Genomic DNA, 26463 nt, shown 5'->3' with positions numbered 1-26463 from the left:
ACGCCGGCGCCGACACGCGACTGGAGCTGCGCGGCGTGCGCTGGCAGCGTCGCCGGGGCTAGCGGGCCAGCACCCAGGCGGCCGCCGTGGCGGCGTCCGACACCTGCTCGACCGCCGCCCGCTGCGGCCGGTCGACGACCACGACCGGCAGGCCGCGCTCGCGGGCCGCGTCGAGCTTCGCGACCGTCAGCGCGCCCCCCGAGTCCTTCGTGACGAGCACGTCGATGCGGTGCGCGTCGAGCAACGCGCCCTCGCCCTCCCGCCGGTACGGGCCGCGGTCCAGGAGCAGCTCGTGACGGGGCGGGAGGTCCGCCGGGTCGGGCGGGTCGACCGTGCGGACGAGGAACCAGGTCGTCGCGTCCCCCGAGAACGCACCGAGCCCCTGCCGGCCGCTCGTCAGGAAGACCCGCGCGCCGAGATCGCGGACGAGCGCGGCGGCCGTGGGCAGGTCCGGCACGCGGTGCCAGCGGTCCCCCGGACGCTCCGTCCATCCGGGCCGGGCCAGGCGCAGCAGCGGCACGCCGTCCGCCGCGCAGGCCCGGGCCGCGTTCGCGCCGATGCGCTCGGCGAACGGGTGCGTGGCGTCGACCACGGCCCGCACCGCGTGCTCGCGCAGGTACGCGCGCAGGCCGTCGACGCCGCCGAAGCCGCCCACCCGGACCTCCCCGGCCGGCAGGCGCGGACGGGCGACCCGGCCCGCCAGGGAGCTCGTCACCGGCACCCCGTCGGCGACGAGCAGCGCGGCGAGGTCGCGCGCCTCGCCGGTGCCGCCCAGCACGAGCACGCGGCCGGCGGTCATCGGCGGCGCAGCAGGTAGAGGTCGAACATCCAGCCCTTGCGGGCCTTCGCCGCGGCGCGCGCCGAGACGATCCGCGGCCCGGTCTGCGCGAGCGGCCCGGCGAGCAGCAGCTCGTCCGGGGTCCCGACGAACGCGCCCCAGTGGATGTCCAGGCCGTCGGGGTCGAGCGCCGTGAACGCGCAGTCGGGGTCGAGCATCACCACGACGTCGTCCACACCGTCGGGCATGCCGTGCGCGGCCAGGCGGCGCGCGGGCATGATCTGGACGGCCCCGCCGACGCGGTTGAGCGGGATCGCGTGACGGGCCGTGAGCGCGTGGACGCTGCTCACCCCCGGGATCACCTCGAGCTCGAGAGCGAGGCCCTCCCGGACCTCCTGCACGACCGCGAGCGTCGACTCGTACAGGGACGGGTCGCCCCACACGAGGAACCCGCCGGTCCGCCCGTCGGCGATGTCGGCGAGCGCCGCGCGCCACAGGGCGGCGCGACCGGCGCGCCACGTCGCGACCGCCTCCGCGTAGTCCGGGGCGGTCCGCCACGGGCGCGGCGGGTCGGCCAGCTCGACCTCGCGCAGCGGCGCGCCCGTCGGGCGGTGGCGACGGACGAGCTCGCGGCGCAGCCCGACGAGCTCGTCGTCGGGCCCGCGGCCCTTCGTGACGACGAACAGGACGTCGAGCTCGGCGATCGCGCGCGCGGCGCGCAGCGTCAGGTGCTCGGGGTCGCCGCAGCCGATCCCGATGAGCAGCAGCCGGCCGCTCACGGCCGCTCCCGCGCGGCGCTGTAGAGGTGCGACGCGCACGCCCCGTCGGCGTCCGCCCCCGCGAGCGCGGGACCGACGAGGATCGTCGCGGTCCGGCGGACCCCGGCCTGGGCGACCTGGCGGGCGATCGTCGCGAGCGTGCCGGTCAGCACCCGCTCGTCCGGCCACGATGCGCGCGCCACCACGACCGCCGGGCAGTCGGCCCCGTAGTGGTGCGCGAGGCGCGGGGCGAGCTCGTCGAGCGCCTGCGTCGCGAGATGCAGCACGAGCGTCGCGCCGTGCGCGGCGAGCCCGTCGAGCTCCTCCCCGGCGGGCATCGCGGTGGCCTGGCGGGCGTGCCGGGTCAGCACGACCGTCTGCGCGACCCCGGGCACGGTGAGCTCGCGGCCGATCGTCGCCGCGGCGGCCGCGTAGGCGGGGACGCCCGGCACGATCTCGTACGGGATGCCGCGGGCGCGCAGTCGCTGCGCCTGCTCGGTCACCGCGCTGTAGAGCGACGGGTCCCCCGAGTGCAGGCGCGCGACGTCCTGCTCACGCGCGTGCGCGCGCGCGAGGACCGCCTCGATCTCGTCGAGCGTGAGGTGCTGGGAGTCGACGAGCTCGGCACCGGGCGGGCAGTGGGCGAGCACCTCCTCGGGCACGAGCGCGCCCGCGTACACGCAGACGGGGGCGGCGGCGAGCACGCGGGCCGCGCGGAGCGTCAGGAGGTCCGCGGCGCCCGGGCCCGCGCCGACGAAGAAGACCGTCACGGCTTGCGCACCGCCCACTGCGTGATCGGGAGCGCGGGGCGCATCGCGGTGAACGCGCCGACCGCGTCGGCGTGCGCGAGCTGGATCCGCACGAGCCGCCCGCCGTGTGCGGCCCGGGCGACGATCACCGCCTGCTCGGACTCGACCGTGACCGCGTTGGCGACCAGTCGGCCGCCGGGCGCGAGCGCCGACCAGGCGGCGTCGAGCACGCCGGGGACGCTGACGGCGCCGCCGACGAACACCGCGTCCGGGGCGGGCGCCTGGGCGAGCGCGTCGGGGGCGCGTCCCTCGCGGATCTCCACCCGGTCGGGCACCCCGAGCGTGCGCGCGTTCTCGCGGGCCCGGGCGGCCCGGACCGGGTCGGGCTCGAAGCCCAGGGTGCGCGCGGTCGGCTCCGCGCGGCACCACTCGATGCCGACCGAGCCGGAGCCCGCGCCGACGTCCCAGAGCAGGGCGTGCGGCACGGGGGCGAGGGCGGCGAGCGTGATCGCGCGGACGTCCCGCTTGGTGAGCTGGCCGTCGTGGGCGTAGGCCTCGTCGGGCAGGCCCGGGGTGCGCGGGAGCAGCGGGACCCCGGCGTGGTCGGGACGGACCTCGACGGCGACGAGGTGCAGCGGGTCGGCGTCCCCGTCGAACGCCGCCGCGGTCGTGCGGGTCACGCGCTCGTCCGGCGCGCCGAGCCGCTCGGCGACGACGAGCGTGCTGGCGCCGTGGGCGCGCTCGCGCAGCGCCGCGGCGAGGCGCGCCGCACCGTCACGGCCCGTGACGTAGGCGACCAGCCGCCGGCCGGGCTGCAGCTGGGTGGCGACGACGTCCGCGGGCCGCGCGACCGCGCTGACGAGCTCGACGGTCGCCGCCGCCCAGCCCAGCCGGGCGCAGGCGAGCTGGAACGCCGACACGTGCGGGTGGACGCGCAGCCGCCCGGGGCCGAGGCGGTCCGCGAGCGTGGCGCCGACGCCGTGGAGCATCGGGTCGCCGGAGGCGAGCACGGCGAGCCCGCCCGCGTCGGCGAGCGCCGGGAGCGTCGTGGCGTACGCGTCGCGCAGCGGCGACGGCCAGGCGTGACGGTCCGCCGCGGTCGCCTCGGCGGGGACGAGCCCGAGCTGGCGCGGCGAGCCGAGCAGGCTGCGCGCGTCCGCGATCGCGGTGCGGGCGGCAGGGCCCAGGCCCGCCCAGCCGTCGGCGCCGATGCCCACGACCTGGACCGGGGCGCTCATCGGACCCCTGCCGGGACGGCGGCCGCGAGCGCGGCGACGAGCCTCGCGTTGGCCTGCGGGTCGCGCGCGGTGAGCCGCACGTGCCCCGCGTGCAGGCCCGGGAACGAGGCGGCGTGCCGGACCGCGATGCCGTCGGCCCGCAGCCGGGCGACGGCGCCGGGCCCGTCGGGCATCTCGACGAGCACGAAGTTCGTCACCGACGGCCAGGTCCGCAGGCCCGGAACGGCGTCGGCGAGCCGCGCGACGAGGTCCTCGCGTTCGGCCTCGGCGCGGCGCGCGGCGTCGGCGAGCGCGTCGGGCCGCTCCGCCGCGGCCCGCAGCGCGGCGAGCGCGAGCGCGTTGACCGACCACGGCGGGCGCACATCGCGCAGGCGCTGCGCGAGCGCGGGGGCGGCCAGGGCGTAGCCGGCGCGCACCCCGGCGAGCGCGAGCGACTTCGTCAGCGACCGCACCACGATCACGTCCGGGAGCGGCTCGGCGGCGAGCGATCCCGGCTCCCCCGGCACGAGGTCGAGGAACGCCTCGTCGACGACGACCGTGCGGCCCGGGGCGCGCAGGGCCAGGAGCGCGGCGGCCGGGTCCAGCGTGCCGGAGGGGGACGCGGGGTTGCCGACGACGACGAGGTCCGCGTCGGCGGGGACGGCGGACGGGTGCAGCGCGAAGCCCGCGTCGGGGTCGCGCAGCACGCGCGTGACGGGGATGCCGTGGGCGCGCAGGCCGGCCTCGGTCTCGGTGAACGCGGGGTGGACGACCGCGGCGTGCCGGGGCGCGAGCGCGGGACCGAGCAGCCACAGGGCCTCGGCGGCCCCGTTGGTCGGCACGACCTCCCCGGGGGTGCGGCCGTGACGGGCGGCGAGCGCGGCGCAGGCGTCGCGCTCGTCGGGATAGCGATCGACGGCCGTCTCCAGGGCGGTGCGCAGCGCGGCGCGCAGCCAGCCGGGCGGGCCGCCGTCGAGCACGTTCACCGCATGGTCCGCGAGGCCGGGCGCCAGCGCCGCGTCACCGTGCACCCGCAGGTCGGCGAGGGCGTCGTCGGGCGGGCCGCCGCCCGCGCCGGAGGTGGGCGCGACCGGGCGCACCTCGTCCCCCTCCGACGTGCCGACAAGAGGCCGGTCGCCCCCCGCCGGGGCGCCCGCGGCGAGCGGGACGACCCGTCCGGCGACGACGAGCTCCGCGACCTCCGCGCGGGCGACGAGCGCCTGGGTGACCTCGCCGACCGCGTCGACCCACGCGCGGGTGAGCGCGTCCATCGGCGTCACGCCCGCACCGGCGTGCTCGGCCACGACGATCACCCGGCCGCCGCGCGTCGACAGCTCGCGGGCCGCCGCGACGCACGCCGCGAGGTCCGTGCCGTGGTGCTGGGCGGTCGCCAGCCAGCCCCCGATCCCGTCGACGAGCGCGCAGCCGCCGTCGCGCGCGATCGTGGCGGCGACCGCGAGCGGGTCGGCGTCCGGCTCCACGGTCGCCCACCGCGCCGGGCGTCGCGCGCGGTGGCGGGCGACGCGCTCGCGCATCTCCCCGTCGATGACCGCGCCGGTCGCGACGTAGGTCACGGACAGCCCGGACGCGGCCGCGAGCGCCTCCGCCCGCGCGCTCTTCCCGGAGCGGGTCCCGCCGATGACGACGACGAGGCTCACGCGCGCGCGACCACCCGGGACGCGCGATGGCGGACGGCACCGTCGACGAACCGCGTCGCCGCCGCCGGGGTCGCCGCCCAGTGCGTGTGCAGGTAGCTGGCGTGCACGCCCGCGGTGACGAAGCCCTCGCGCCGGGAACGCCCGCGAGCGGTGAGCGTCCAGGCGGCGTCGGTCCCCTCCCCCGGCACGACCGTGGAGTAGTGGAACTCGTGCCCGCGGACGGTGTCCCCCGCCGACCACAGCGGGGAGTCGGCGGCCGCGACCGCCTCGCGGTAGCCGAGCGTGAGCCGCCCGGCCATCACGCCGTCGATGTCGAGCACGCCGCACATCGCGCGGCCCTCGAGCGTGCGGGCGAGGTACAGCAGGCCCCCGCACTCGGCGAGCACCGGTCCGCCCGCGGCCGCGAACGCGGCGATCTCCTCGCGCAGCGTGCGGTTCTCCGCCAGCGCCTCGCCGTGGACCTCCGGGAAGCCGCCGGCGAGGACGAGGGCGCCCGTGTCCTGCGGGAGCCGCGGGTCGGCGACCGGGTCGAACGGGACGAGCTCCGCCCCCGCGGCCTCGAGCAGCTCGAGGTTCTCCGTGTAGTGGAAGCTGAACGCGGGGCCGCGCGCAATCGCCACGCGGGCGCGGGCGCGGCGGTCGCCCGCCGCCAGGGGCGTCCACGCCTCCCCGTGGAGCACGGGCGCGGCGCGCGCGAGCCGCTCGACGGCGTCGAGGTCCACGTAGCGGGTCGCGCACTCGGCCAGCGCGTCGAGCGCGGCGCGGGTGCGGGTCTCCCGCTCGACCGCGGGGACGAGGCCGAGGTGGCGCTCCGGGGCGGCGACGCGCTCGTCGCGCCGCATCGCGCCGACGACCGGGACCCCGAGCGGCTCGATCGCCTCGCGCAGCAGCTGCTCGTGGATCTCCGAGCCGACGCGGTTGAGCACGACGCCCGCGATGTCGACCTCGGGGTCGAACGTGCGGTACCCGTGCACGATCGCCGCCGCGGACCGGGCCATCGCCGCCGCGTCGACGACGAGCAGGACCGGGGCCTGCAGGAGCTTCGCGACGTGCGCGGTGGAGGCGAGCTCGCCGCGGCCGGACGCCCCGTCGAACAGGCCCATGACGCCCTCGACCACCGCGATGTCCGCCCCGGTCGCGCCGTGGCGGGCGAGCGGGGCGATCAGCTCGGCGCCGCTGAGGAACGCGTCGAGGTTGCGGCCCGGGCGGCCGGCGGCGAGCGCGTGGTACGTCGGGTCGATGTAGTCGGGGCCGACCTTGAACCCCTGCACGCGGTGCCCGCGGGCGCGCAGCGCGCCGATGATCCCGCAGGCGACCGAGGTCTTCCCGGCCCCGGACGAGGTGCCCGCGACGACGATGCGCGGGATCACGACGCCCACCGGACCCACGGGACGGGCGCGCCGTGGTGGCGGCCGGTGGCGGGGTCGCAGCCGTGGTCGGCGCCCGCCGCGAGCGACGCGCGCCCGGGGCGGGCGGCGACCGCGGCCAGCAGCGGGGCGAGCACGTGACGGTCGGCCGCCTCGATCGCGCAGACCTTCGCCTCCGCGTCGCGGCGGTGCGCGGCCGCGTCGGGCGCGCCGACGTGCACGACTACGCGCGCGACCCCGGGCCGGTCGGCGGCGGCGAGCGCGGCGCGGGCCTTCGCGCGCAGGTCGCTGTCGGTGTCCCCGGTGGCGCCGTCAGGGACGATCACGTCCGCGCCGAGCAGCCGTGCGACCCCGGCGGCCGCGCCGACCGCGGCGACGACGACGGTCCGGGCGTCGAGCACCGGCGGGGGCACGAGCCCGTCGGCCCAGATGCGCACGTCGGACCCCAGCGCGGGCAGCGGCCCGGCGCCGATCGCCAGGACCGTCCGCGGCGGCTCCAGCCCGCCCCGGACGGGTGCGCCGTGACCGGGCACGAGCGCGCGGCGGCGCGTGAGGTCGTGCAGCGTGAAGCCGGCGTCGCGCAGCGCGCGCAGGTCCCCGATCCCGGGGCCGTCGAGGCGGTGGGCGCGCCGGCCGGCCGGGACGGGCAGGTCGCGCGCCGCGGCCTCGAGGGCGCCGCGCGCGACCGGGGCGGTCGGGGTCCAGCCGAGCAGGACCGGCATCGCGGTCTCGGTCCCGACGGGCAGGCCGCGCGGGATCGTCCGCCGCCAGGAGACCTCGCCGCGCAGCGCGAGCTCGTCGAGGGTCGGGGTGGCGGCGCGCTCCAGCGACGTCGGGTGCGGGCCGACCGGCTCGGTGGCGCCGTCGAGGACGACCTCGAACGCGGTCACCACTCGATCCCCTGCTGCGCGCGGATGCCCTGGTCCATCGGGTGCTTGACCTTCCCGATGTCGCTGACGAGGTCGGCGAGCTCCAGCAGCTCGGGGGCGGCGTCGCGGCCGGTGATGACGACGTGCTGGAAGCCCGGCCGGTCGCGGATCGTGGTGACGACGTCCTCGACGTCGATCCAGCCCCACGTCACCGGGTAGGTCAGCTCGTCCAGGACGAGGAACTCGTAGCGCTCGTCGCCGATCCGGCGCTTGACCTCCTCCCAGCCGGCGCGGGCCATGTCGGCGGACTCCTCGAGGTCCTTGGAGAGCCACGACCAGCCGTCGCCCATCTTCTCCCAGTCGATGTTGCCGAGCGCCTCCGCCGCCTTCGCCTCCCCGACCTTCCACTTGCCGCTCTTGACGAGCTGGAAGACGCCGCAGCGGTACCCGCGGGCCCACGCGCGCAGGAGCATCCCGAACGCGCTGGTGCTCTTGCCCTTGCCGTGACCGGTGATGACGATGACCAGCGGCCGGTCGCGCGGCTTGCGGCGCTTGGGCTCGGCGGAGCCGCGGTCGTCGGGGGTGTGCGGGACGTCGACGTCCGCGCCGTGCTTCTGGAGCGGTGTGGGGGTGCTCATGCGGCCCTCCGGGTGCTGAGTGTGGTGACGGTGGCGTCCGCGGCGCGTGCGAGCTCGGCGGCGAGCCCGAGCCGGACGGGGCCGTCCTCGGTGTCGACGAGGTGGACGTCGGCGAGCTGCGCCAGGCGGCGCCCGGCGGCGTGCGTGGCGGCCGCCTGGTCCTGCGGGGCGCGGCCGTCGGTGAGGACGACGACGAGCGCGCGGCGCCGCGGGTCGCGGACGCGCTCGCGGTGGACGACGTCGGCGGCCGCGTCGAGGCCGGCGGCCAGCGGCGTGCGGCCGCCCGCGGGGAGCGCCCGGACCGCCGCGGCGGCCTGCTCCAGCGGCGTGCCGGGCGCCGCGACGAGCGTGGCGGCGGCGTCGCGGAAGGCGACGATCGCGACGCGGTCGCGGCGGGCGTACGCGTCGCGGAGCGTGTCGAGCAGCGCGCCCTTGACGCGGGCGAGGCGCCGCTGGGCGGCCATCGAGCCGGAGGTGTCGACGACGAGCACGAGCAGCGCCCCCTCCCGGCCGGCGCGGACCGCGGTGCGACCGCCGTGCGTTTCCCGCGCTGGGTGCGGGGGTTCGTACGGCAGTCGCGCGAGCAGGGTGGGGACGAGCGCCAGCGGGTCCCCGGGCTCGGCCGCGCGCGTGTCGATGACGCCCGCGTCCGGGCCGACGCTGCGCCCGCGCCGCCCGGCCGGGCCCTCGCCGCGCCCGGCGAGCGCGAGCCGCGCGCGCAGCGCGGCACGCTCGGGGTCCGGGACGCCGCCCGCGGCCGCGGCGCGAGCCGACGGGTCCGGCTGCTCGCCGCCCGGCCGAGCCGACGCATCGTGGGCCGGGTCGTCCTGCGCGCAGGCGGGGTCGGGCGCCGCGCCGTCCCGCGCACGGGCCGGGGCGTCGTGCGAGCGGGACGGCGGGGTCCAGGGTCCGTCGTGGGAGCGGTCGCCGCCGCGCGCGGGGCCGTCGTCCCCGGCGGGCGGCCGCGACCCTCCGCCGCCCCCCGGCCCGTCCGGCCCCTCCGGCCCGTCCGGCAGCGGCTCGTGCGGCGGGTCGCCGTCGGGTGCGGCGCCCGCGACCGCGTCGGCGATCTCGGCGTGGCCCGCGTCAGCCTGCTCCAGCGGGTCGCGGCGGCGGCGGTGCGCGAGCGCGAGCTGCGCCGCCCGCTCGACGTGCCCGGCGTCGACGACCTCGACCCCGTCGAGCGCGGCCAGCACCCGGGCGGTGCGTGCGCAGACGACGTCGCCGCGCACGCCGTCGAGCCCGAGCGCCGCGCACGCCCCGGTGATCCGCAGCAGCTCGCGCTCCGGCAGCACGACGCGCGCCAGGACCGCGCGGGCGGCGGCGATCCGCGCCCGCAGCGTCGCCTCGGCGGACGCCCACGCGGCGACGAACCCGGCCCGGTCCGCCTCGAACGCCAGGCGGCGCCGGACGACCTCGGCGCGCACGGCCGGATCCCGCGGGGTCGTCACGTCGACCCCGAGCGCGAAGCGGTCGAGCAGCTGCGGGCGCAGCTCGCCCTCCTCCGCGTTCATCGTCCCGACGAGCAGGAAGCGCGACTCGCGCGTGACCGAGACCGCCTCCCGCTCGACCCGCACGACCCCGGTCGCGGCGGCGTCCAGCAGCGCGTCGACGAGGTGGTCGGCCAGCAGGTTCACCTCGTCGACGTAGAGCATCCCGCCGTCCGCGCGCACGAGCAGGCCCTCCTCGTAGGCGGCCTCCCCGGCGAGCGCCCGCCCGAGGTCCAGCGCGCCGACGAGCCGGTCGAGCGTCGTGCCGAGCGGCACCTCCACGAGCCGGCCGTCATCCGCGAGCAGGTCGCTCAGCGCCCGCACCGCGGTGGACTTCGCGGTCCCCCGCTCCCCGCGCACGAGCACGCCGCCGACGCCGGGGTCGACGGCGCAGACCAGCAGCGCCTCGACGAGCGGCTCCTGGCCGACGATCGCGCTCAGCGGGAACGTGCTCACGCCGAGGCCTCCTCCAGCTCGCCCTCGAGCGCCAGGTAGCGGTCGCGGACCGCGGCGAGCGTCTCGGGTGCCGGGGCCGCCCACAGGCCGCGGTCGGCGGCCTCGATCAGCCGCTCGGCGATCGCGCGCGCCGCCCACGGGTTCGCCTCGTCCATGAACGCGGCGATGTCCTCGTCCAGCAGGTACTTCTCGGCGACCTGCTCGTACATCCAGTCGTCGGCCACCCCGGTGGTGGCGTCGTAGCCGAACAGGTAGTCGACGGTCGCCGACAGCTCGGCGGCGCCCTTGAAGCCGTGCCGGGTCATCGAGCCGATCCAGCGCGGGTTGGCGACGCGCGCGCGGAAGATCCGGCGCGTCTCCTCCTGCACGGTCCGCATCCGCACGCGCGCCGGGTCCGAGGAGTCCCCGAGGTACGCGGCCGGCTCGCGGCCCGAGAGCGCCCGCACGGTCGCGACCATGCCGCCGTGATACTGGTAGTAGTCGTCGGAGTCGAGGTGGTCGTGCTCGCGCGAGTCGACGTTCTTGACCGCGACGTCGATCCGACGGAACGCGGCGCGCATCGCCTCCCCGGCGGGCACGCCGTCCAGGCCGCGCCCGTACGCGAACCCGCCCCACGCCTCGTAGACGCGCGCGAGGTCCTGGTCGTCGCGCCAGTCGCGCGTCTCCAGCAGCTGGATCAGGCCGGCCCCGTACGTGCCGGGCTTGGAGCCGAACACGCGGGTCGTCGCGCGACGCCAGGCGGCCGCCTCGTCGAGGGTGTCGGCGAGCGCCGCCGCCTCCGCGCGGGCGTGCGCGCGCACGTAGTTCTGCTCGTCGGGCTCGTCGAGCGCGGCGACCGTCGCGACCGCGTCGTCGAGCAGCGTCAGCAGGTGCGGGAACGCGTCGCGGAAGAACCCGGAGATCCGCAGCGTCACGTCGATCCGGGGGCGGCCGAGCTCCTCCAGTGGCACGACCTCCAGGCCGGTGACGCGACGCGAGGACGGATGCCAGGTCGGCCGCACGCCGAGCAGCGCCAGGACCTCGGCGGCGTCGTCGCCCTGGGTGCGCATCGCCGCGGTGCCCCACGCCACGAGCCCGACCATGCGCGGCAGCTCGCCGGTGTCGGCGACGTGCCGCTCGAGGACCGCGTCGGCGAGCTTCACCCCGGTCTCCCACGACAGCGGCGACGGCAGCGCGCGCGGGTCGACGGTGTAGAAGTTGCGCCCGGTCGGCAGGACGTCGAAGCGCCCGCGGGTCGGGGAGCCGGACGGTCCGGCGGGCACGTGGTGGCCGTGCAGCGCGCGCAGCACGTTCGTCATCTCGTCGGTGGAGCGCCGCAGCGCGGGGACGATCGTGCCGGCCGCGTGCTCGAGCGCCCGGACGATCCCGGCGCCCGCGACCGTCGGGTCGAGACCGAGCACGTCGCGGACCGCGCCCGGCGCCTGCGCCGGGTCCCAGTCGCGGTCGGCGAGGTCGTCCAGCAGCGTGTCCTGCGCCTCCTGCAGCCGGTCGAGCAGGTCGCTGCCCCGGTAGCCCGTGCCCGGGAAGCGGGCCAGCAGCGCGGCGCTCGCGTCGGCGGGGACGCGCTCGCCGGGCGCGGCGACGAGCGCGGGCTCGTCGAGGCCGAACGCCGCGCCGATCGCCTCGCGCAGTCCGGGGGCGACGGTCGTCGCGTGGCGCGCGATCGCGGCGACGAGGCCGCGCAGCTGCGGCCCCGCGGGCGGCGCGCCGAGGACGTGCAGGCCGTCCTTGATCTGGACGTCCTTGACCTCGCAGAGGTACCCGTCGAGGTGCTCGACGAGCGTGCCGGCGTCGTCGGGCTCCTCCTCGGCGGACAGCCCGAGGTCGTCGTGGAGGTTCGCGGCCTGGATCGCCTTCCAGATCTCCGCGCCGAGGCCGGGGAGCTTGCTCGGGTCGAGGACCTCCAGGCGCGCGTACTCGTCCATCAGGCCCTCGAGGTCGGCGAGCTCGTCGTAGCTCTCGGCGCGCATCATCGGCGGCACGAGGTGGTCGACGACGACGGCGTGCGCGCGGCGCTTGGCCTGCGCGCCCTCCCCGGGGTCGTTGACGACGAACGGGTAGACGAGCGGCATGTCGGCCTGCGCGACGTCGGGGGCGCAACCGCGCGACAGCGCGAGCATCTTGCCGGGCGTCCACTCCAGCGTGCCGTGCTTGCCCAGGTGCACGACCGCGTCGGCCCGCCAGTGGCGGTCCAGCCAGCGGTACGCGGCGAGGTAGTGGTGGGCGGGGGCGAGCTCGGGGTCGTGGTAGATGCCGACCTGGTCCTCCCCGTAGCCGCGCGGCGGCTGGATGAGGACGACGACGTCGCCGTACTCGACGCCCGCGATGACCAGGTCGTCGCGGCCGTCGGAGGTGTCGCGGTAGCGGTCCCCGGGCGCCTGGCCCCACTGCTCCTCCATCGACGCGCGGAGGTCCTCGTCGAGCGTCGCGTAGAAGTCGAGGTACTCCTGGGAGCGCAGCCGCAGCGGGGCCTGCGCGAGGATGCGGTCGGTGAGGAACTCGGGGTCGTGGCCGCCCGCGGCGATGAGCTCGTGCATGAGCGCGTCGCCGTCGGCGGGGATGTCGCGCACGTCGACGCCGTCCCCGCGCAGCGCGTGCAGGAGCCGGATCGCGCTCGCGGGCGTGTCGAGGCCGACGGCCATCCCGATGCGGGCGTGCTTCGTCGGGAACGCGGTCAGCACGATCGCGATCCGCGGCGACGCCGGCCGGAACGGGTCGCGCAGCCGGGCGTGACGCAGCACGAGCCCGGCGAGCCGGTCGCAGCGCTCCGCGTCGGGCACGTAGCGGGGGACGGGGCAGCCGACGCCGCGCACGCCCTCCTCCTCGACGGCCTCCTTGAAGCAGATCGGGCCGGCGATGATGCGTCCGTCGAACTCGGGGATCGCGACCTGGGTGGCGGCGTCGATCGGCGGCAGGCCCTCGTCGTGCTCGCTCCAGTGCGCGCGGCTGCGGGTCACGCAGAGCGCCTGGATCACCGGGACGTCGAGCGCCTCGAGCGCGCTGGCGTCCCAGTCCATGCGGTCCTCGCCCGAGGCCGGGTCGGCGGCGTCCCCGGCGTTGGAGCCGCCGGTCGCGAGCATCGTGGTGATGAGCGCGTCGACGTGCCCGTCGAGGAGGTCCAGGGCGGCGACGCGGCCGTCGTGGGTGCCGCGGCGCAGCGTGTAGGACCAGACGGGCAGCGGCGTCCCCCCGGCGCGCTCGATCGCCGCGCAGAGCCCGTCGACGAAGTCCGTGTTCCCCGTGAGGCGGTGGGAGCGGTAGAAGGTGATGCCGACGACGGGCCGGGCGGGGTCGCGGTCGGCGAGCGCCTCCTCGACGGTGACGTCGCCGCGGCCGGGGAGGTACACGCCGACCTGCTCGACGGGCGCGGGCGCCTCGAAGCCGAAGCCCTCGAGCAGGAACGTGTCGGCGAGGAACCGCAGCAGCTGCTCGACGTTGCCGACGTCCCCGGAGGCGAGGTACTCGCCCGCCTGCGCGACCGCGCCCGCGGGCACGGTGGAGAGCGCGGTCATCTCCGCGTCGGGTCGCGCCTCGCCGCCGAGCGCGATCAGCGCGACGCCCTCCTCGCGGCAGCGCTGCGCGAGCCGGTCGACGCCGCCGTCCCAGCCGCGGCGGCCGCCGAGCACGCGCAGGACGACGACGCGCGCCCCGTCGAGGACGTGGTCGCAGAAGGCCTCGATCTCGCGGGTGCCGCGCGGGTTGGCGCAGCGCACCTCGGGGAAGTCGTCGGGGAGCCGGCGGACCGCTCCGGCGGTGGCGAGGATCTCGGTGTCGGCGGTCGTCACGAAGCGGAGCACGCGGGCGCCTCCAGGGTCAGGGTGAGCGAGGGCAGCCCGGCGGGGACCCCGCCGGTGATGAGGTCGGTGAGCGCGGCGGTGTCGACGTGCTGCTCGACGAGGTCGCCGAGCGTGTCGTGGTGGGCGGCGCGGACGGCGGCGAACGACGCGGTCCCGGGACGGAACGCGCGGCCGGTCCGCGTGGCGACGTCGCGCAGGAGCGCGCGGCGCAGGGCGTCGTGCTCGAGCACGCCGTGCCACGAGGTGCCGCGGACCGCGCCGGCGACGCAGCCCTCGTCGGTGCCGTCGTCGTGGCGCAGCCACGGCCGTCCGCCGGTCGTCGCGACGCGGCCGTGCCGGATCTCGTAGCCGCCGGCGGGCGCGTCGAGGTCCGGCGCGGTCCCGGTGCAGGTGCGCAGGACCTTGTCGGGGGCGAACCGCGTCGCGACCGGCAGCAGCCCGAGCCCGTCGACGACGCCGCGCCGCGACTCGACGTCGTCCTCGATCCGGGCGCCGAGCAGCTGGTAGCCGCCGCAGATGCCGAGGATCGCGCCCCCGGCGGCCGCGCGGTCGGCGAGCGCGCGGTCGAGGCCGTCGGCGCGCAGGCGGGCGAGGTCCTCGACCGTCGCCTTGGTACCGGGGATGACGACGAGGTCGGCGCGCGCGACGTCGGCGGGCGAGCGCGTGAAGCGCACGCGCACGCCGGGCTCGGAGGCGAGCGCGTCGACGTCGGTGAAGTTGCTCATCCAGCGCAGGCGCAGCACGGCGACGTCGAGCACGTCGGCGGCGGCGACGTCCGGGGCGGTGCGGTCGGCGCGCGCGTCGAGCGCGAGCGAGTCCTCGACGTCGAGCCACAGGTCCTCGGCGAACGGCAGCACCCCGAGCGTCGGGCGGCCGGTGCGGGCGCGGAGGTCCTCGAGTCCGGGGGCGAGGATCCCGAGGTCGCCGCGGAACTTGTTGACGAGGTAGCCGCCGACGTGCGCCTGGTCGTCGGGGTCCAGGGCGGCGAGCGTCCCGATGAGCGACGCGAAGACGCCGCCCCGGTCGATGTCGCCGACGAGCAGGACCGGCAGGCCGGCGGCGCGCGCGAGCCCCATGTTCGTGAGGTCGGCGTGGCGGAGGTTGATCTCGGCGGGGGAGCCGGCGCCCTCGCAGATGACGACGTCGTAGCGGGCGCGCAGGTCGGCGAGCGCCCGCGCGACGATCGGCTTCAGCTCGTCCTTCAGCGACTGGTAGCTGCGCGCGTCGGCGTCCGCGTACGGGCGGCCGTTGACGATCACCTGGCTGTGCCCGGAGCCGGAGGGCTTGATGAGGATCGGGTTCATCGCGATCTGCGGCTCGAGGCCGCAGGCGGCGGCCTGCACGGCCTGGGCGCGGCCGATCTCCCCGCCGTCCCGCGTCACGACGCTGTTGAGCGCCATGTTCTGCGCCTTGAACGGCGCGACCCGCACGCCCTGGCGGTGCAGCCAGCGGCAGATGCCGGCGGTGACGAGCGACTTGCCCGCGTCGGAGTGGGTGCCGGTGACGAGCAGTGCGCCCCTCATCGCCCGGTCCTCCGGACGGCGTGGCGGGCGAGCGCGCAGACGCCCGCGGCCCCGAGCCCGACCGCGCGGGAGAGCCGGACCACGCGCGCGACGTCGCCGACCGCGACCGGCCGTCCGGGCGCGTGCAGGACCGGGCGGTCCTCGGTGCGACCGTTGTAGCTCAGGCGCCCGCCGAGCCGCACGCCGAGCGCCCCGGCGAACGCGGCCTCGACGACGCCCGCGTTGGGGGACGGGTGGGCGAGCGCGGCCGGGGAGCGGGCGGCGGCGAGCGCCCGGGCGGGGGAGCCGCCGACGAGCGGTGCGGCGGCGGCGGTGAGCGCCGCGGTGAGCCGGGCGGGCGCGGCGCCGAGCGCGTCGTCGAGCCGGGCGGCCGCCCAGCCGAAGTCGGCGTAGCGGTCGGAGCGATGCCCCCACATGGCGTCGAGCGTGTTCGCGGCACGGAACCCGGCGACCCCGGCGGGCCCGGCGACCGCACCCCAGAAGAGCGCGCCGACGACCGCGTCGCTCGTGTTCTCGGCCACGCTCTCGACGACCGCGCGGGCGACGCCGTCGGCGTCGAGCGCCGCCGGGTCGCGGCCGACGAGCGCGGGCAGCGCGGTGCGCGCGCCGGCGAGATCGTCGCGGTGCAGGTGCGCGGCGATCCGCGCGGCGACGGTGCCGAGCGAGCGACCGCCGAGCGCCGCCCAGGTGACCGCGACGAGCACCGGACCGCGGCCGAGCCGACGGGCGGCGAGCTCGGCCAGCAGCGCGGTCCCGCCGACGAGCGCGGCGACGCACGCCGCGCCGCGGCCGCGGCGCGGGGCGTGCGCGGCGGCCTCCACGCGGGACGCGACGTGGCCGAACCCGGCGACCGGGTGGCCGCGGCGCGGGTCGCCCAGGAGCGCGTCGGCGGTCCAGCCGCCGAGCAGCGCGGCCGCGCTCATCGGCCGCCCCAGACCGCGCCGAGCGCGCGCGGCTCGCGGCCGCGGCGGTCGGGCGTGACGGCCGCGTCGGCTGCGGGGGCGGGGGCGGCGACGAGCGGCCGGTTGACCCCGGCGACGGTCCAGCGGCCGTCGTGCGCGTGCAGCTCGGTCACGCCGAGCGGCGCGACGTCCAGGCGCCAGAACGCGTCGAGCGGCGCGCCGAGCGCGTGGACGAGCGCGGCCTTCACCACGCCGCCGTGCGTGACCGCGAGCATCCGGCCCTCCGGCCCGCCGGGCGCGGCCCGCGTGTCGAGCCACGCGCCGACCCGCGCGACGACGTCGGCCAGCGACTCGCCGCCGTGCGGCGCCGCGGCGGGATCGGTCATCCAGGCGGTGACCGCGTCGGGGTCCCCCGCGGCGACCTCGGCGAGGGTGCGCCCCGCCCAGCGTCCGAAGTCGGCCTCGGCCAGGGCGGCGACGGGCGTCGCGTCGGGCAGGCCCAGCAGCGCGGCGGTCTCGCCCGCCCGCGGCAGGGGGGAGCGCAGCGCGCCGTCGCGCGCCCAGCCCGCGGCGGCGACCGCGGCGGCCCCGGCGCGGGCGGCGGCCACGCCGGTCGCGTCCAGCGGCTCGTCGTCGGTGGGGAAGCCGGCGGCGCGCACCGCGGCGGTGCGCGCGTGCCGGACCAGCACCAGCCGTCGCACCGGGCCTCCTAGGTCGTCACCGCGGCCCGCGCGGCGGCGGGGCGCAGCGCCCGGTCGGCGGCGATGCCATAGCCGATCCCCAGCGACGTCCAGAAGACGAGCTGCGTGCCCAGCGAGCTGAGCCGGAACTGCCACAGCAGCGACGCCGGGAAGTCCGACGGCACCTCGTCGACGTCGGGCAGCGCGAGCACGAGGACGAGCGCGAGCACCCCGAACGTCAGGACCATCGCCAGCGGCCGGCGCCACGGCTCCTCCCCGCCGCTCTCGGCGAGCCGGCCGACGCGGATCGCGGCGAGCACCGACAGGGCGCCGGCGACGAGCAGGATCACGTAGTAGGCGGTGCGGTCCCCGATCGTGTCGGGGTCGCCGACGGCGGGCGGGTTGGCCGGGTACTTCACGAACGGGAGCGCGACGAGCGCCACGAACGCGCAGCCGGCGATGACGAGCGACAGCTGCCAGTCGCTGCGGGCGCGGCCGCGGCCGCGGACCGCGAGGAACACGACCGCGAAGATCAGGCCCATGGCGACGCCGTAGAGGACGTTGCCGAGGAACAGGCCTCCGCGCTGCGCGTCCCGGGAGACGACGACGTCGGAGATGTGGGCGGGGATGAAGGTCAGGCCGGCGTGCGCGGCGGCCTTCGACTCCTCGATGTCGATGGCGTCCTGCACGAGCGGCTCGCCGACGAGGTACGCGAACAGGCCGGCGAGCAGCCCGGCGAGCACGCCGACGACGACCCCCCGGCGGATGGGAGCCCAGGTCATGGCTATGTCCCCTGGCCGCTAGTGGCAGGGCACGCCCAGCAGGTGCCGGGCGTCGTGGACCAGCTCGTGCAGGAAGCTGCCGGTCTGCGAGACGGCGCCCTGGTCGAACTGGACGAGGTACAGCAGCACCAGCATCGCGGCCGCCGCGACGATCGCGGGGAGCAGATCGCGGACGGGGACGGGCGTGGGCGCAGCGGTGGTGTTCATGAGGCCTCCCGGGATCAGGCGTCCCGAATCGATGGGCCGTGGCGGGCGGAGTGTCCTGGCTCCCGGATCGCTGCTCGCCTCGCCTTCCAGCCCGTTGCGGGCCGTGGCTGCTTGAGGGTCGCTCCCCGGACACAGTGGCGCGACCGCCCCGGATTTCAACCGGGTTCCTGCGCGCCGCCACGTGGTTCGTCGGCCAACCTAGCGAACGCGGCGCACGAACGTCAACGACGCCGTGTCGCGTTACCGTTGTCGCCCCCATGTCCCGGCCCCCGTCGTCCTCCGACGCGTTCGTGCGCCCGCCGACCCCGGCGGGATTCGATCCGTCACGGGCCGCGGAGCGGGCGGCGGACCCTCGCGCGTGGCGGTTCGCGGACGACGCCCGTGCCGCGGTCCACGCGGTGATCGAGCAGCGCCGGGACATCCGTCGGTTCCGCGCGGACGCGATCCCCGACGACGTCCTCGAGCGCGTCCTGACCGCCGGCCACCGGGCGCCGAGCGTCGGGCTGATGCAGCCGACCCGGTTCGTGGTGGTGCGCGACCGGGGCACGCGCAGCGCGATGCGGACGATCGCGCAGCGGGAGCGTCTGCGACAGGCGGAGCGGTTCGACGAGCGCGCCGGGCACTTCCTGGACCAGAAGATCGAGGGGGTCGTGGAGGCCCCGATCGGCCTGGTCGTCTGCTGCGACCGCGGCGAGGACGGCGCCGAGGTGTTCGGCCGCGGCACGATCCCGGAGACCGACGTGTACTCGACGGCGTGCGCGATCCAGAACGTGTGGCTCGCCGCGCGGGCGGAGGGCCTGGGCGTCGGCTGGGTGAGCTTCTACCGGCCCGACGACCTGCGCGAGCTGCTCGGGATCCCGGCGCGGGTCGAGCCGATGGCGTGGCTGTGCCTCGGCTGGCCGGACGAGCGACCGGTGCGGCCGGGCCTGGAGGCCGCGGGCTGGGCGGCGCGCCTGCCGCTGCGGGACGTGGTGATGGAGGACCGCTGGGACGACGCCGCGCCGGTGAGCGCCCGCGCCCGAGCGGCCGGGGCCTCGTCCTCCGCCGGCCGTGACGGGCTCGCCGGTGCGGGGCCGGACGTCCGGGCGCTCGTCGCCGCCCGGGACCGCTTCGACGAGCTCGTCACGCCGACCGGGAGTCTCGGCGCCCTGCACGCGGTGGTCGAGCGGTGGGCGTCGATCACCGGCGCCGCCCCGCCCGCGCAGCTGCGCGCCGGGGTCCTGGTGGCGGCCGCCGACCACGGGCACGTCGGCCGCGGGACGAGCCTCTTCGACGGCACCGTGTCGGGGGAGATCCTCGCCGCCACCGGCCGCGGTGAGACCGCGGTCGCGGTGCTGTGCGCGGCGGGTGGTCACCGGCTGCTCGCGGCGGACGTCGGGCTGCGCGGACCGCGGGTGCCGGGCGTGCGGGACCTGCGGATCGCGGACGGCACGGCGGATCTCGTCGGCGAGGACGCGCTGTCGGCGGCGCAGCTGCGGGCGGCGCTCGAGGCGGGCGCGACGCTCGTCGACGAGCTCGCCGACGCGGGCGTCGACTGCGTCGTGCTCGGGGAGATCGGCATCGGCAACACGACGACCGCGGCGGCGCTGGCCGCGGTCCTCGGCGTGGCCGGCCCGGAGCGGCTGGTCGGGCGGGGCACCGGCAGCGACCACGCCGGGATCGCCCGCAAGCGCGCCGCGGTGGAGGCGGTCCTGACCCGGGTCGGCGGGCGCGCGCTCGGTGGCCATGAGGCGCTGCGGACGGCCGGGGGCCTGGAGTTGGCGGCGCTCGCCGGGGCGACCGCGCGCGCGGCGGCCCGCCGGCTGCCGGTCGTGCTGGACGGGTACGCGGCGAGCGTGTCGGCGCTGTGCGCGGTCCGGGAGGAGCCGCTCCTCGCCGAGCACCTGATCGCCGGTCACCGCTCCGCCGAGCCCGCGCACGGCCTCGTGCTCGCCGAGCTCGGCCTCGAGCCGCTGCTCGACCTGCGTCTGCGCCTCGGTGAGGCCTCGGGCGCCCTGCTCGCCCTCCCCCTGATCGCCCAGGCCGGCCGCCTGCACCGCGAGATGGGCGCCTTCCGCGAACGCCCCTGACGCCGCGCGGCGGGCGCGGGCGCACCTCCCACCCCCGTGCTGGGTGATCCGAGCGCCATATATGGGCCTCAGATCACCCAGAACGCCCACGGCGGGCGCGGTCCGCGCGGCCACCGCGCCGCGCCCACGCCACGCACCCCACCCCGTACTGGGTGACCCGAGCGCCACATACGGGTCCCGGATCACCCAGAACGCCCGGATCGCGGGCGCGGCCCGGCTACGCGCCGGCGGCGGCCGCGTCGACGAGGCGCTGCACGTCGACCGAGGGCGGGGCGTCGAGGACGCAGGTGTGGCCGTCGCGCTCCCAGGCGAGCGTGATGCGGCCGCCGCGGTTGAAGACGCGGTAGGTCGTGCCGTCGCGCTCGACGGAGCCGTCCCCCGGGTTCGCGGCCAGGGCGGCCCCCGCCACGATCGAGTAGCCGATCGCGACGCCCGCCGGGTCGCGATAGGCGACCGTCGTGATCGCGCGGCCGCCGAGCTCGTCACGGCGCGCGCCGACGGCCTGCCAGCGCAGCGGGCGGCCGGTGAGGTCCGGGAACGCGACGCCCTCCACGGCGAGCGCGAGCCGCCCGTCGCGGGCCGCGGGTGCGGGGTCGGTCGGGGCCAGGCGCGTCGCGGACGCCACGCGCAGCACGTCGGGTCCGCCCGGCAGGTCCGAGCCGGCCTGCAGGCCGACCGCGATCGTGCCGACCACGGCGACGACCAGCGCGATCACGCCGGCGATCCAGCGCGGCGTCCAGCGCCGCGCGACAGCGGGACGCTCGGCCGCGGGGGACGGGGTGGGACGGGAGTCGCTCATCGATCCGGTGGGTCGGAGGTACGGCGCAGGCGCGAAGCATACGCACTCATCCGCGACCGTTGAGGTCATCAACGATCGCGGACCTCAGCTACCATCCGGGGAGATGGCCACCGGCACCCGACAGGCCCCCGCGGTCGAGGCCTGGCGTCTCGTCCACGAGCTCACCGGGCCTGCGCGCGGCTGGTTCCTCGACACGCTGCGCGAGCGCGACCTCTCGCCGCCGCAGTGGCTGGCGCTGCGCCGCCTCAGCTGCGGCGAGCCGACCCCGATGGGCGAGCTCGCCGCGACGCTCCACTGCGACAACTCCAACGTCACCGGGATCGTCGACCGGCTGGAGCGGCGGGGCCTCGTCGAGCGCCGCGCCGCGGAGCACGACCGGCGCGTCAAGCACCTCGTCATCACGCAGGACGGTCGCGCGCTGCACGCCGAGGTCACCGCGGCGCTCGACGCCGGGCCGAACCCGCTGGCCGCGCTCCCCCGCGAGGAGCAGCGCGCCCTGCGGGACCTGCTGCGCCGCGCGGTCGCCGCACAGCGCGCCGCCGCCGACGACGACTAGACCGCCCCGACCGGGCGCGGCCCCTCGCCGACGTACCGGGCGGTCGGCCGGATCAGCCGCGCCTCGCGCTTCTGCTCGAGGATGTGCGCGGACCAGCCCGCGACCCGCGCGCAGGTGAACATCGGGGTGAAGAGGTCCGCCGGCACCTCGGCGAGGTCGAGGATCACCGCGCTCCAGAACTCGACGTTCGTCGCGAGGACGCGGTCGGGCTTGCGCGCCTGCAGCTCGGCGAGCGCCGCCTGCTCGAGCGCGGCGGCGACCTCGTAGCGGGGGGAGCCGAGCTCGCTCGCGGTGCGGCGCAGCACGCGCGCCCGCGGGTCCTCGGCCCGGTAGACGCGGTGGCCGAAGCCCATCAGCCGCTCGCCGCGGTCGAGCGCGTCCCTGACCCAGCGCTCGGCGTCCCCGGTCCGCTCGACGCCCTCGATCATCGCGAGCACGCGGGAGGGCGCGCCACCGTGCAGCGGCCCGGAGAGGGCGCCGACGGCGGCGGAGAGCGCCGCGGCGCAGTCCGCCCCGGTCGAGGTGACGACGCGGGCGGTGAACGTCGAGGCGTTCATGCCGTGCTCGGCGGCGGCGATCCAGTAGGCGTCGATCGCCTTCTCGTGCGCCGGGTCGACCTCGCCGCGCCAGCGGGTGAGGAAGCGGCCGGCGAGCGTCGTCACGCGGTCGACCTCCTCCTGCGGCACCCACGGCCGGCCGAGCCCGCGGGCGGACTGGGCGACGAACGAGAGCGCCTGCGCCGACGCGCGGGCGAGGTCGTCGCGGGCCTGCTCGTCGCTGATGTCGATGACGGGCCGGTAGCCGTACTCGGGCGCGAGCATCGCCAGCGCGCTCTGGACGTCGACGCGGTGGTCGCCGGAGCGCACGAGCAGCGGGTGCGGCTCCGCGGGCGCGAGGCCGGGCCGCAGGGTCCCGTCGACGAGGAGACCCCAGACCTGCTCGTAGGGGACGCTGCCGACGAGGTCCTCGAGGTCGACGCCGCGGTAGCGCAGCGCCCCACCCTCCTTGTCGGGCTCGGCGATGGTGGTGGCGAAGGCGATGACGCCTTCGAGGCCGGACTGGACGTCGCTCATGCGGGTGACCCTCCGAGGGTGGTGGTGGACAGGCGCTCCGGGCCGTCGCCGCCCGGCGGGCGCGATCGCCGCGCGCGTTCGCGGCGCGCGTTGCGGGCGGTCTCGTCGCCCTCCAGGGGCGCGAGGACGACGACGGCGAGGGCGGGCGCGACGGCGACGAGCGCGAAGCCGAGCGCCCACGAGGTGGACGCGACGACGAGCCCGAAGACCGCGGGGGCGACCGTGGTGCCGAGCGCGACGATCGTGTTCTGCAGGCTCATGGCGACCCCGGCGCGGTCGCGGCCGGAGATCTCGCCCGCGGCGGTGAAGGCCAGGCCGTTCCACGACATCGTCGAGACGGTCGCGGCGAGCGCGAGCGGGATCGCCAGCGGCGTGCCGAGCGCGACGAGCGCCGCGACGGCGGCGAGCAGGAGCGCGTTGCGGCGCGCGATGCGGCGCAGGAGCGGCAGGCGCGCGCCGGCCCGGTCGCTGCTGCGGCCGGCGACGATGCGGCTCATCGCCCCCGCGAACTGGGTCGCGGCGAGGGCGGCGGCGGCCGGCCCGGGGGCGAGGCCCTCGACGTCGACGAGGTACAGCACGAGGAAGCCGATGAGCGCGGCCTGCGCGGTGACGAGCAGGGCGCTGCCGGCGCCGAGCCGCCAGGCGCGCGGGTCGCGCGTGGGGGGCGGCTCGCCCGCGTGCGCGGCGGCGATCCGGGCGGCCTGCCACGCGGGCAGGGGCGGCGCGGGGCGCAGCCAGATCGCGGCGGCGACGGCCGCCCCGGCGCACGCCCCGGCGAGGGCGTGCAGCGCGAGCTCGAGGCCGCCGCGGTGGGCGAGCGCGGGCAGCGTGACCGCGGCGATCGCCCCGCCGAGCGGCAGGGCCATCTGCCGGATGCCGAGGGCGAAGCCGCGCTCGCGCCGCGGGAACCAGCCCATGACGGCGCGACCGGACGCTCCGGTCGCGCTGGCCCCGAACATGCCGGCGAGGGCGAAGGCGGCGAGCAGCGCGCCGAAGCTGCGGGCGGACGCGGCGAGCAGCAGCGCCGCGGCGGTGCCGGTGAGGCCCACGGTCATGACGGGCCGCTCCCCGATCCGGTCGCTCAGCAGGCCCCAGGGGACGAGCGTGACGAGTACGCCGACGCTGAGCGCGGTGAACGCGAGGCCGACCTCGGGGAGCGACAGCGCGTAGGTGGACCGCAGCTCGGGGGAGATCGCGGGGAGGCCCATCCGCAGCGAGTTGAACGCCCCGGCGCCCAACGCGCCGACGGCGAGCACGACCCAGCGGTAGCGCAGCGTGTGGGCGCGCTCCTCGCCGCTCATGAGTCCCCCCGGGCGCGGGCGCGGTGGCGCCTGGCCTTGGCGGCGTTGCCGCAGGTGCGCATCGAGCACCAGCGGCGTCGTCCGGCGGGGGAGCGGTCGTAGAAGCGGGCGCTGCAGTCGTCGGCGGCGCAGATCCGCACGCGGGCGCGGCCGGCGTCGGTGCCGAGCATCGTCGCCGCGTCCTGCGCGAGCACGCCGAGCGCGCGGCGGGGCGAGTCGGCGGCGGCGCGCTCGCCGAGCACGACGAGGCCGGAGTCCGCCAGGCGCAGCTGCGGGCGGGTCCCGGCGAAGGCGAGCCACTCGTCGACGAGGGCGACGTCGTCGCGGCGGGCGGGCTCGGGTGTGACGGTGGCGAGGACGAGCCGGTCGATCGCCTCGCGCAGCGCCCGCGCCTCGTCGAGCACGTCGAGCACGTCGCGCCCGACCCGGGCGGGCACGCGGTCCATGAGCCCGGCGGTGTGCAGCCAGGCGCCGAGGTCGGCGGCGCTGCAGAGCGTCTCGACGCCGCGGCGCCAGCGCTCGCGCCGGGTGTTGACGAGGTCGAGGGAGGGCCGCCCGCCCAGCCAGTACCAGTAGGGCGCGCCGGAGCGCAGCGGCAGCTCGAGCTCCTCGGGGAGGTCGAGGTCGGTGCGTTCGTCGAGACCCCGCAGCTGCATAACCACATACTAGCAGTCAACTGGTTACGCCTCGGCGGGCCGTCCGTCGCCGGATAGGGTCGCCGCATGCCCGAGACCGCGCAGGACGTCCTCTTCCGCCCCGTCACCGAGCTGGCGGCGCAGGTCCGCTCCGGGGAGCTGTCGAGCCGCGAGCTCGTCCAGACCTCGCTCGACCGCATCGAGGCGCTGAACCCGCAGCTGAACGCCTTCGTCGACGTCTACGACGACGCCCTCGAGGAGGCGGACGGGATCGCGCCCGGCGACCCGCGCCCGTTCGCCGGGGTGCCGATCGCGATCAAGAACAACCGCTCGATCGCGGGCCGGCGCCTGACGTTCGCCGCCGAGCTCATGGGCGACTTCGTCGCGCCGACCGACCACAACACCGTCCGCCGCCTGAAGGACGCCGGGTTCGTGATCGTCGGCTCCACGACGCTGCCGGAGTACGGGATCCTCCCGGTCACCGAGACCCGCCGCTTCGGCGCGACCCGCAACCCCTGGGACACCGGCCGCACGCCGGGCGGCTCCTCCGGCGGCAGCGCGGCCGCGGTCGCCAGCGGCATGGTGCCGATCGCGCACGCCAACGACGGCGGCGGCTCCACCCGCATCCCGGCGGCGTGCTGCGGGCTCGTCGGCCTGAAGCCGCAGCGCGGCCGGATCTCCCTGGCTCCCGAGCTCGGGTATCAGCTGCTCGTGCAGGACGGGGTGCTCACCCGCACCGTCCAGGAGACCGCCGAGCTGCTCGACGTCCTCGCCGGACCGGAGCTCGGCGACATCGCCTGGGCCCCGGCGCCCGAGGCGCCGTTCGCGGAGCTCGCGCGCCGCGATCCGGGCCGGCTGCGGATCGCGCTCGTCACCCGCTCCCCGCTGGAGGACGCGACGCTCGACCCGGTGCACGCGCAGGCGCTGCGCGACGCGGCGGAGCTGCTCAGCGGCCTCGGCCACGAGGTCGTCGAGGTGGAGGACGTGCCCTGGACCGTGCCGGGGGTCCTGCAGCTGTTCAGCGCGTCGTTCGGCCCGGCGCTGACGATGCAGATGGCGTTCGCCGGGATGGTCAACGGCACCGAGCCGTCCCCGCAGAACATGGAGCCGCTGAGCTGGGCGATCTGGGAGCTCTGCCAGGGGATCAGCGCGACGCAGGCGGCGCTCGCCGACGCGCAGCTGCAGGGCTTCGCGCGGGCGATCGTCACCTTCACCGCCGGGTACGACCTGCTGCTGATGCCGTCGCTGGCGGAGGCGCCGGTGCCGCTGGGCACGATCGACGCGTGCTCGGCCACGCCGATGGAGGACTTCGCGCGCTCGGGCCTCTTCACCCCCTACACGGCGATCAGCAACCTGACGGGCTCCCCGGCGATCTCGCTGCCGCTGTACGAGCGTCCGGCGGGCGACCCGGACGCGGGCCTGCCCGTGGGCGTGCAGCTCGTCGGGCAGCCCGCGGGCGAGGGCACGCTGCTGGCGGTCGGCGCGCAGCTCGAGGCCGCCGCCCCCTGGGCGGCGCGCCGCGCCCCGGTCAGCTAGCCGACCGGCCGGACCTCGGGCGCACCGGAGAGGCGCCCGAGCACGAACACGTCGAGGGTGCGCGCGCGGCCGCGTGACCGGTACCGCGCGCGGCACTCGCGGTCGCCGCCGGTCGGCCGGTCGCAGCGCACGCGCAGGCGCTCCACGGGACCGCGGCGCAGCAGGAAGCGGCGGATCGCGCGCGTCGCGGCGGCGAGCGAGGGCGCGCGGGCGCACGCCTCCCGGCCCGGGTCCAGGCGGACGGTCCGGGGACCGGTGGGCTCGTCGACGACGAGCGTTCCGCGCGTGTAGGCGCGCACGTCGGGCCCCAGGCGCGGGCAGGCGGCGGGCCGGGTGAGCGTGTAGCGGGCGGGGTGTCGGGTGACGCCCGTGTCGGTCCCGCACGAGGGGCCGCCGCGGGTGCAGTCGAGGACCCAGGTGCCGGTGCCGGTGGTCGTCGCCGCGCCCCAGTCCGTCCAGGTCAGCTCCTGCAGCGACGGTCCCGCGTCGGCCTGGAGGGGGACCTGCGCGGGCCGCTCCTGCGGGGTGGCGGTGAGGCCGAAGACGACGGTGCGCCCGGCCGCGGCGGCCGGGGTGGCGCCGAGGGCGAGCAGCAGCAGGGCGAGGACCGTGGCGCGCATGGG

Annotated in this window: 23 protein-coding genes and 1 riboswitch; of the genes, 3 read left to right on the top strand and 20 right to left on the bottom strand. The window is 77.8% G+C overall.

Going from position 1 to position 26463, the window contains the following annotated elements; translation table 11 throughout:
- Nucleotides 1-58: 58 nt before the first annotated feature.
- From C7Y72_RS07005 to C7Y72_RS06935, 15 genes are read right to left on the bottom strand one after another with little or no spacing between them, the layout of a single operon-like run.
- Nucleotides 59-799, bottom strand: a complete 741-nt coding sequence (locus tag C7Y72_RS07005) for a cobalt-precorrin-6A reductase (protein WP_199223869.1) — start codon at nucleotides 797-799, stop codon at nucleotides 59-61.
- A complete protein-coding gene (gene cobF, locus C7Y72_RS07000) occupies nucleotides 796-1557 on the bottom strand; it encodes a precorrin-6A synthase (deacetylating) (RefSeq protein WP_107568025.1) in 762 nt (253 codons plus the stop codon). The genes C7Y72_RS07005 and cobF overlap by 4 nt, the downstream gene beginning before the upstream one ends.
- Nucleotides 1554-2306, bottom strand: coding sequence for a precorrin-4 C(11)-methyltransferase (gene cobM / locus C7Y72_RS06995; protein ID WP_107568024.1), 753 nt, complete (start codon nucleotides 2304-2306; stop codon nucleotides 1554-1556). The genes cobF and cobM overlap by 4 nt, the downstream gene beginning before the upstream one ends.
- Entirely contained in the window at nucleotides 2303-3523 is a 1221-nt protein-coding gene (cbiE, locus tag C7Y72_RS06990; RefSeq protein ID WP_107568021.1) for a precorrin-6y C5,15-methyltransferase (decarboxylating) subunit CbiE, read from the bottom strand. The genes cobM and cbiE overlap by 4 nt, the downstream gene beginning before the upstream one ends.
- Entirely contained in the window at nucleotides 3520-5160 is a 1641-nt protein-coding gene (locus C7Y72_RS06985; RefSeq protein WP_199223868.1) for a bifunctional adenosylcobinamide kinase/adenosylcobinamide-phosphate guanylyltransferase, read from the bottom strand. The genes cbiE and C7Y72_RS06985 overlap by 4 nt, the downstream gene beginning before the upstream one ends.
- On the bottom strand, nucleotides 5157-6530 hold the full coding sequence (locus C7Y72_RS06980) for a cobyrinic acid a,c-diamide synthase CobB (RefSeq protein ID WP_107569667.1): 1374 nt from the start codon (nucleotides 6528-6530) through the stop codon (nucleotides 5157-5159). The genes C7Y72_RS06985 and C7Y72_RS06980 overlap by 4 nt, the downstream gene beginning before the upstream one ends.
- Entirely contained in the window at nucleotides 6527-7417 is an 891-nt protein-coding gene (locus C7Y72_RS06975) for an alkaline phosphatase family protein (RefSeq protein WP_146175285.1), read from the bottom strand. Before C7Y72_RS06975 ends, C7Y72_RS06980 begins: the two co-directional genes overlap by 4 nt.
- Entirely contained in the window at nucleotides 7414-8034 is a 621-nt protein-coding gene (gene cobO / locus C7Y72_RS06970; RefSeq protein WP_107568015.1) for a cob(I)yrinic acid a,c-diamide adenosyltransferase, read from the bottom strand. The genes C7Y72_RS06975 and cobO overlap by 4 nt, the downstream gene beginning before the upstream one ends.
- Entirely contained in the window at nucleotides 8031-9980 is a 1950-nt protein-coding gene (locus C7Y72_RS06965; RefSeq protein WP_158276701.1) for a VWA domain-containing protein, read from the bottom strand. Before C7Y72_RS06965 ends, cobO begins: the two co-directional genes overlap by 4 nt.
- Nucleotides 9977-13777 carry a cobaltochelatase subunit CobN gene (gene cobN, locus C7Y72_RS06960; protein ID WP_107568012.1) on the bottom strand — a complete coding sequence of 1267 codons (3801 nt, stop codon included), beginning with the start codon at nucleotides 13775-13777 and terminating at the stop codon, nucleotides 9977-9979. The genes C7Y72_RS06965 and cobN overlap by 4 nt, the downstream gene beginning before the upstream one ends.
- Nucleotides 13762-15300 (bottom strand): cobyric acid synthase, encoded by a 1539-nt coding sequence (locus tag C7Y72_RS06955; protein WP_107568010.1) that lies wholly within the window; start codon nucleotides 15298-15300, stop codon nucleotides 13762-13764. The genes cobN and C7Y72_RS06955 overlap by 16 nt, the downstream gene beginning before the upstream one ends.
- Nucleotides 15297-16223 carry a CobD/CbiB family cobalamin biosynthesis protein gene (locus tag C7Y72_RS06950; RefSeq protein ID WP_107568008.1) on the bottom strand — a complete coding sequence of 309 codons (927 nt, stop codon included), beginning with the start codon at nucleotides 16221-16223 and terminating at the stop codon, nucleotides 15297-15299. The genes C7Y72_RS06955 and C7Y72_RS06950 overlap by 4 nt, the downstream gene beginning before the upstream one ends.
- A complete protein-coding gene (locus C7Y72_RS06945; protein ID WP_199223867.1) occupies nucleotides 16220-16903 on the bottom strand; it encodes a histidine phosphatase family protein in 684 nt (227 codons plus the stop codon). The genes C7Y72_RS06950 and C7Y72_RS06945 overlap by 4 nt, the downstream gene beginning before the upstream one ends.
- A gap of 8 nt (nucleotides 16904-16911) precedes the next feature.
- Nucleotides 16912-17664: a CbtA family protein gene (locus C7Y72_RS06940; RefSeq protein WP_107568006.1), complete on the bottom strand. Its 753-nt coding sequence runs from the start codon at nucleotides 17662-17664 to the stop codon at nucleotides 16912-16914.
- Nucleotides 17665-17682: 18 nt separating this feature from the next.
- On the bottom strand, nucleotides 17683-17871 hold the full coding sequence (locus tag C7Y72_RS06935) for a CbtB domain-containing protein (protein WP_107568004.1): 189 nt from the start codon (nucleotides 17869-17871) through the stop codon (nucleotides 17683-17685).
- A 49-nt stretch (nucleotides 17872-17920) separates the two neighbouring features.
- Nucleotides 17921-18040: riboswitch (cobalamin riboswitch) on the bottom strand.
- Nucleotides 18041-18128: 88 nt separating this feature from the next.
- On the opposite strand from C7Y72_RS06935, the gene bluB reads away from it, so the two are divergent.
- On the top strand, nucleotides 18129-19940 hold the full coding sequence (gene bluB, locus C7Y72_RS06930; protein ID WP_107568002.1) for a 5,6-dimethylbenzimidazole synthase: 1812 nt from the start codon (nucleotides 18129-18131) through the stop codon (nucleotides 19938-19940).
- A 217-nt stretch (nucleotides 19941-20157) separates the two neighbouring features.
- On the opposite strand, the gene C7Y72_RS06925 is transcribed toward bluB, so the two are convergent.
- Nucleotides 20158-20739: a hypothetical protein gene (locus tag C7Y72_RS06925; protein ID WP_107568000.1), complete on the bottom strand. Its 582-nt coding sequence runs from the start codon at nucleotides 20737-20739 to the stop codon at nucleotides 20158-20160.
- 103 nt (nucleotides 20740-20842) lie between these two features.
- Here C7Y72_RS06925 and C7Y72_RS06920 point away from each other — a divergent pair, with 103 nt between their 5' ends.
- Nucleotides 20843-21295, top strand: coding sequence for a MarR family winged helix-turn-helix transcriptional regulator (locus C7Y72_RS06920; RefSeq protein ID WP_107567998.1), 453 nt, complete (start codon nucleotides 20843-20845; stop codon nucleotides 21293-21295).
- Here C7Y72_RS06920 and C7Y72_RS06915 read toward each other — a convergent pair.
- From C7Y72_RS06915 to C7Y72_RS06905, 3 genes are read right to left on the bottom strand one after another with little or no spacing between them, the layout of a single operon-like run.
- Nucleotides 21292-22368, bottom strand: coding sequence for a citrate synthase 2 (locus tag C7Y72_RS06915; protein ID WP_107567996.1), 1077 nt, complete (start codon nucleotides 22366-22368; stop codon nucleotides 21292-21294). The two genes, C7Y72_RS06920 and C7Y72_RS06915, sit on opposite strands and share 4 nt — an antisense overlap.
- Nucleotides 22365-23669 carry an MFS transporter gene (locus tag C7Y72_RS06910; protein WP_107567994.1) on the bottom strand — a complete coding sequence of 435 codons (1305 nt, stop codon included), beginning with the start codon at nucleotides 23667-23669 and terminating at the stop codon, nucleotides 22365-22367. The genes C7Y72_RS06915 and C7Y72_RS06910 overlap by 4 nt, the downstream gene beginning before the upstream one ends.
- The gene (locus tag C7Y72_RS06905; protein WP_107567992.1) at nucleotides 23666-24325 is read right to left on the bottom strand and encodes a CGNR zinc finger domain-containing protein; all 660 of its coding nucleotides are present in this window, start codon (nucleotides 24323-24325) and stop codon (nucleotides 23666-23668) included. The genes C7Y72_RS06910 and C7Y72_RS06905 overlap by 4 nt, the downstream gene beginning before the upstream one ends.
- Nucleotides 24326-24391: 66 nt before the next feature.
- Here C7Y72_RS06905 and C7Y72_RS06900 point away from each other — a divergent pair, with 66 nt between their 5' ends.
- Nucleotides 24392-25840, top strand: a complete 1449-nt coding sequence (locus C7Y72_RS06900; RefSeq protein ID WP_107567990.1) for an amidase — start codon at nucleotides 24392-24394, stop codon at nucleotides 25838-25840.
- Here the strand turns inward: C7Y72_RS06900 and C7Y72_RS06895 are convergent.
- Nucleotides 25837-26460: a hypothetical protein gene (locus C7Y72_RS06895; RefSeq protein ID WP_107567988.1), complete on the bottom strand. Its 624-nt coding sequence runs from the start codon at nucleotides 26458-26460 to the stop codon at nucleotides 25837-25839. The genes C7Y72_RS06900 and C7Y72_RS06895 overlap by 4 nt on opposite strands.
- Between the last annotated feature and the right edge of the window lie 3 nt (nucleotides 26461-26463).

Origin of the sequence: Paraconexibacter algicola (assembly GCF_003044185.1) — a bacterium.
GTDB lineage: Bacteria > Actinomycetota > Thermoleophilia > Solirubrobacterales > Solirubrobacteraceae > Paraconexibacter > Paraconexibacter algicola.
Note: the sequence above shows the minus strand (reverse complement) of the source record. Positions and strands in the feature narration are given on the sequence as shown.

What these genes read in the sequence shown, in the direction of transcription:
- bluB (WP_107568002.1), top strand. Translation starts at nt 18,129, where the DNA reads ATGTCCCGGCCCCCGTCGTCCTCCGACGCGTTCGTGCGCCCGCCGACC.
- cobO (WP_107568015.1), bottom strand. Translation starts at nt 8,034, where the DNA reads ATGAGCACCCCCACACCGCTCCAGAAGCACGGCGCGGACGTCGACGTC.
- C7Y72_RS06915 (WP_107567996.1), bottom strand. Translation starts at nt 22,368, where the DNA reads ATGAGCGACGTCCAGTCCGGCCTCGAAGGCGTCATCGCCTTCGCCACC.
- C7Y72_RS06940 (WP_107568006.1), bottom strand. Translation starts at nt 17,664, where the DNA reads ATGACCTGGGCTCCCATCCGCCGGGGGGTCGTCGTCGGCGTGCTCGCC.
- C7Y72_RS06955 (WP_107568010.1), bottom strand. Translation starts at nt 15,300, where the DNA reads ATGAGGGGCGCACTGCTCGTCACCGGCACCCACTCCGACGCGGGCAAG.
- cbiE (WP_107568021.1), bottom strand. Translation starts at nt 3,523, where the DNA reads ATGAGCGCCCCGGTCCAGGTCGTGGGCATCGGCGCCGACGGCTGGGCG.
- C7Y72_RS06935 (WP_107568004.1), bottom strand. Translation starts at nt 17,871, where the DNA reads ATGAACACCACCGCTGCGCCCACGCCCGTCCCCGTCCGCGATCTGCTC.
- C7Y72_RS07005 (WP_199223869.1), bottom strand. Translation starts at nt 799, where the DNA reads ATGACCGCCGGCCGCGTGCTCGTGCTGGGCGGCACCGGCGAGGCGCGC.
- C7Y72_RS06900 (WP_107567990.1), top strand. Translation starts at nt 24,392, where the DNA reads ATGCCCGAGACCGCGCAGGACGTCCTCTTCCGCCCCGTCACCGAGCTG.
- C7Y72_RS06925 (WP_107568000.1), bottom strand. Translation starts at nt 20,739, where the DNA reads ATGAGCGACTCCCGTCCCACCCCGTCCCCCGCGGCCGAGCGTCCCGCT.
- C7Y72_RS06905 (WP_107567992.1), bottom strand. Translation starts at nt 24,325, where the DNA reads ATGCAGCTGCGGGGTCTCGACGAACGCACCGACCTCGACCTCCCCGAG.
- C7Y72_RS06895 (WP_107567988.1), bottom strand. Translation starts at nt 26,460, where the DNA reads ATGCGCGCCACGGTCCTCGCCCTGCTGCTGCTCGCCCTCGGCGCCACC.
- C7Y72_RS06950 (WP_107568008.1), bottom strand. Translation starts at nt 16,223, where the DNA reads ATGAGCGCGGCCGCGCTGCTCGGCGGCTGGACCGCCGACGCGCTCCTG.
- C7Y72_RS06920 (WP_107567998.1), top strand. Translation starts at nt 20,843, where the DNA reads ATGGCCACCGGCACCCGACAGGCCCCCGCGGTCGAGGCCTGGCGTCTC.
- C7Y72_RS06910 (WP_107567994.1), bottom strand. Translation starts at nt 23,669, where the DNA reads ATGAGCGGCGAGGAGCGCGCCCACACGCTGCGCTACCGCTGGGTCGTG.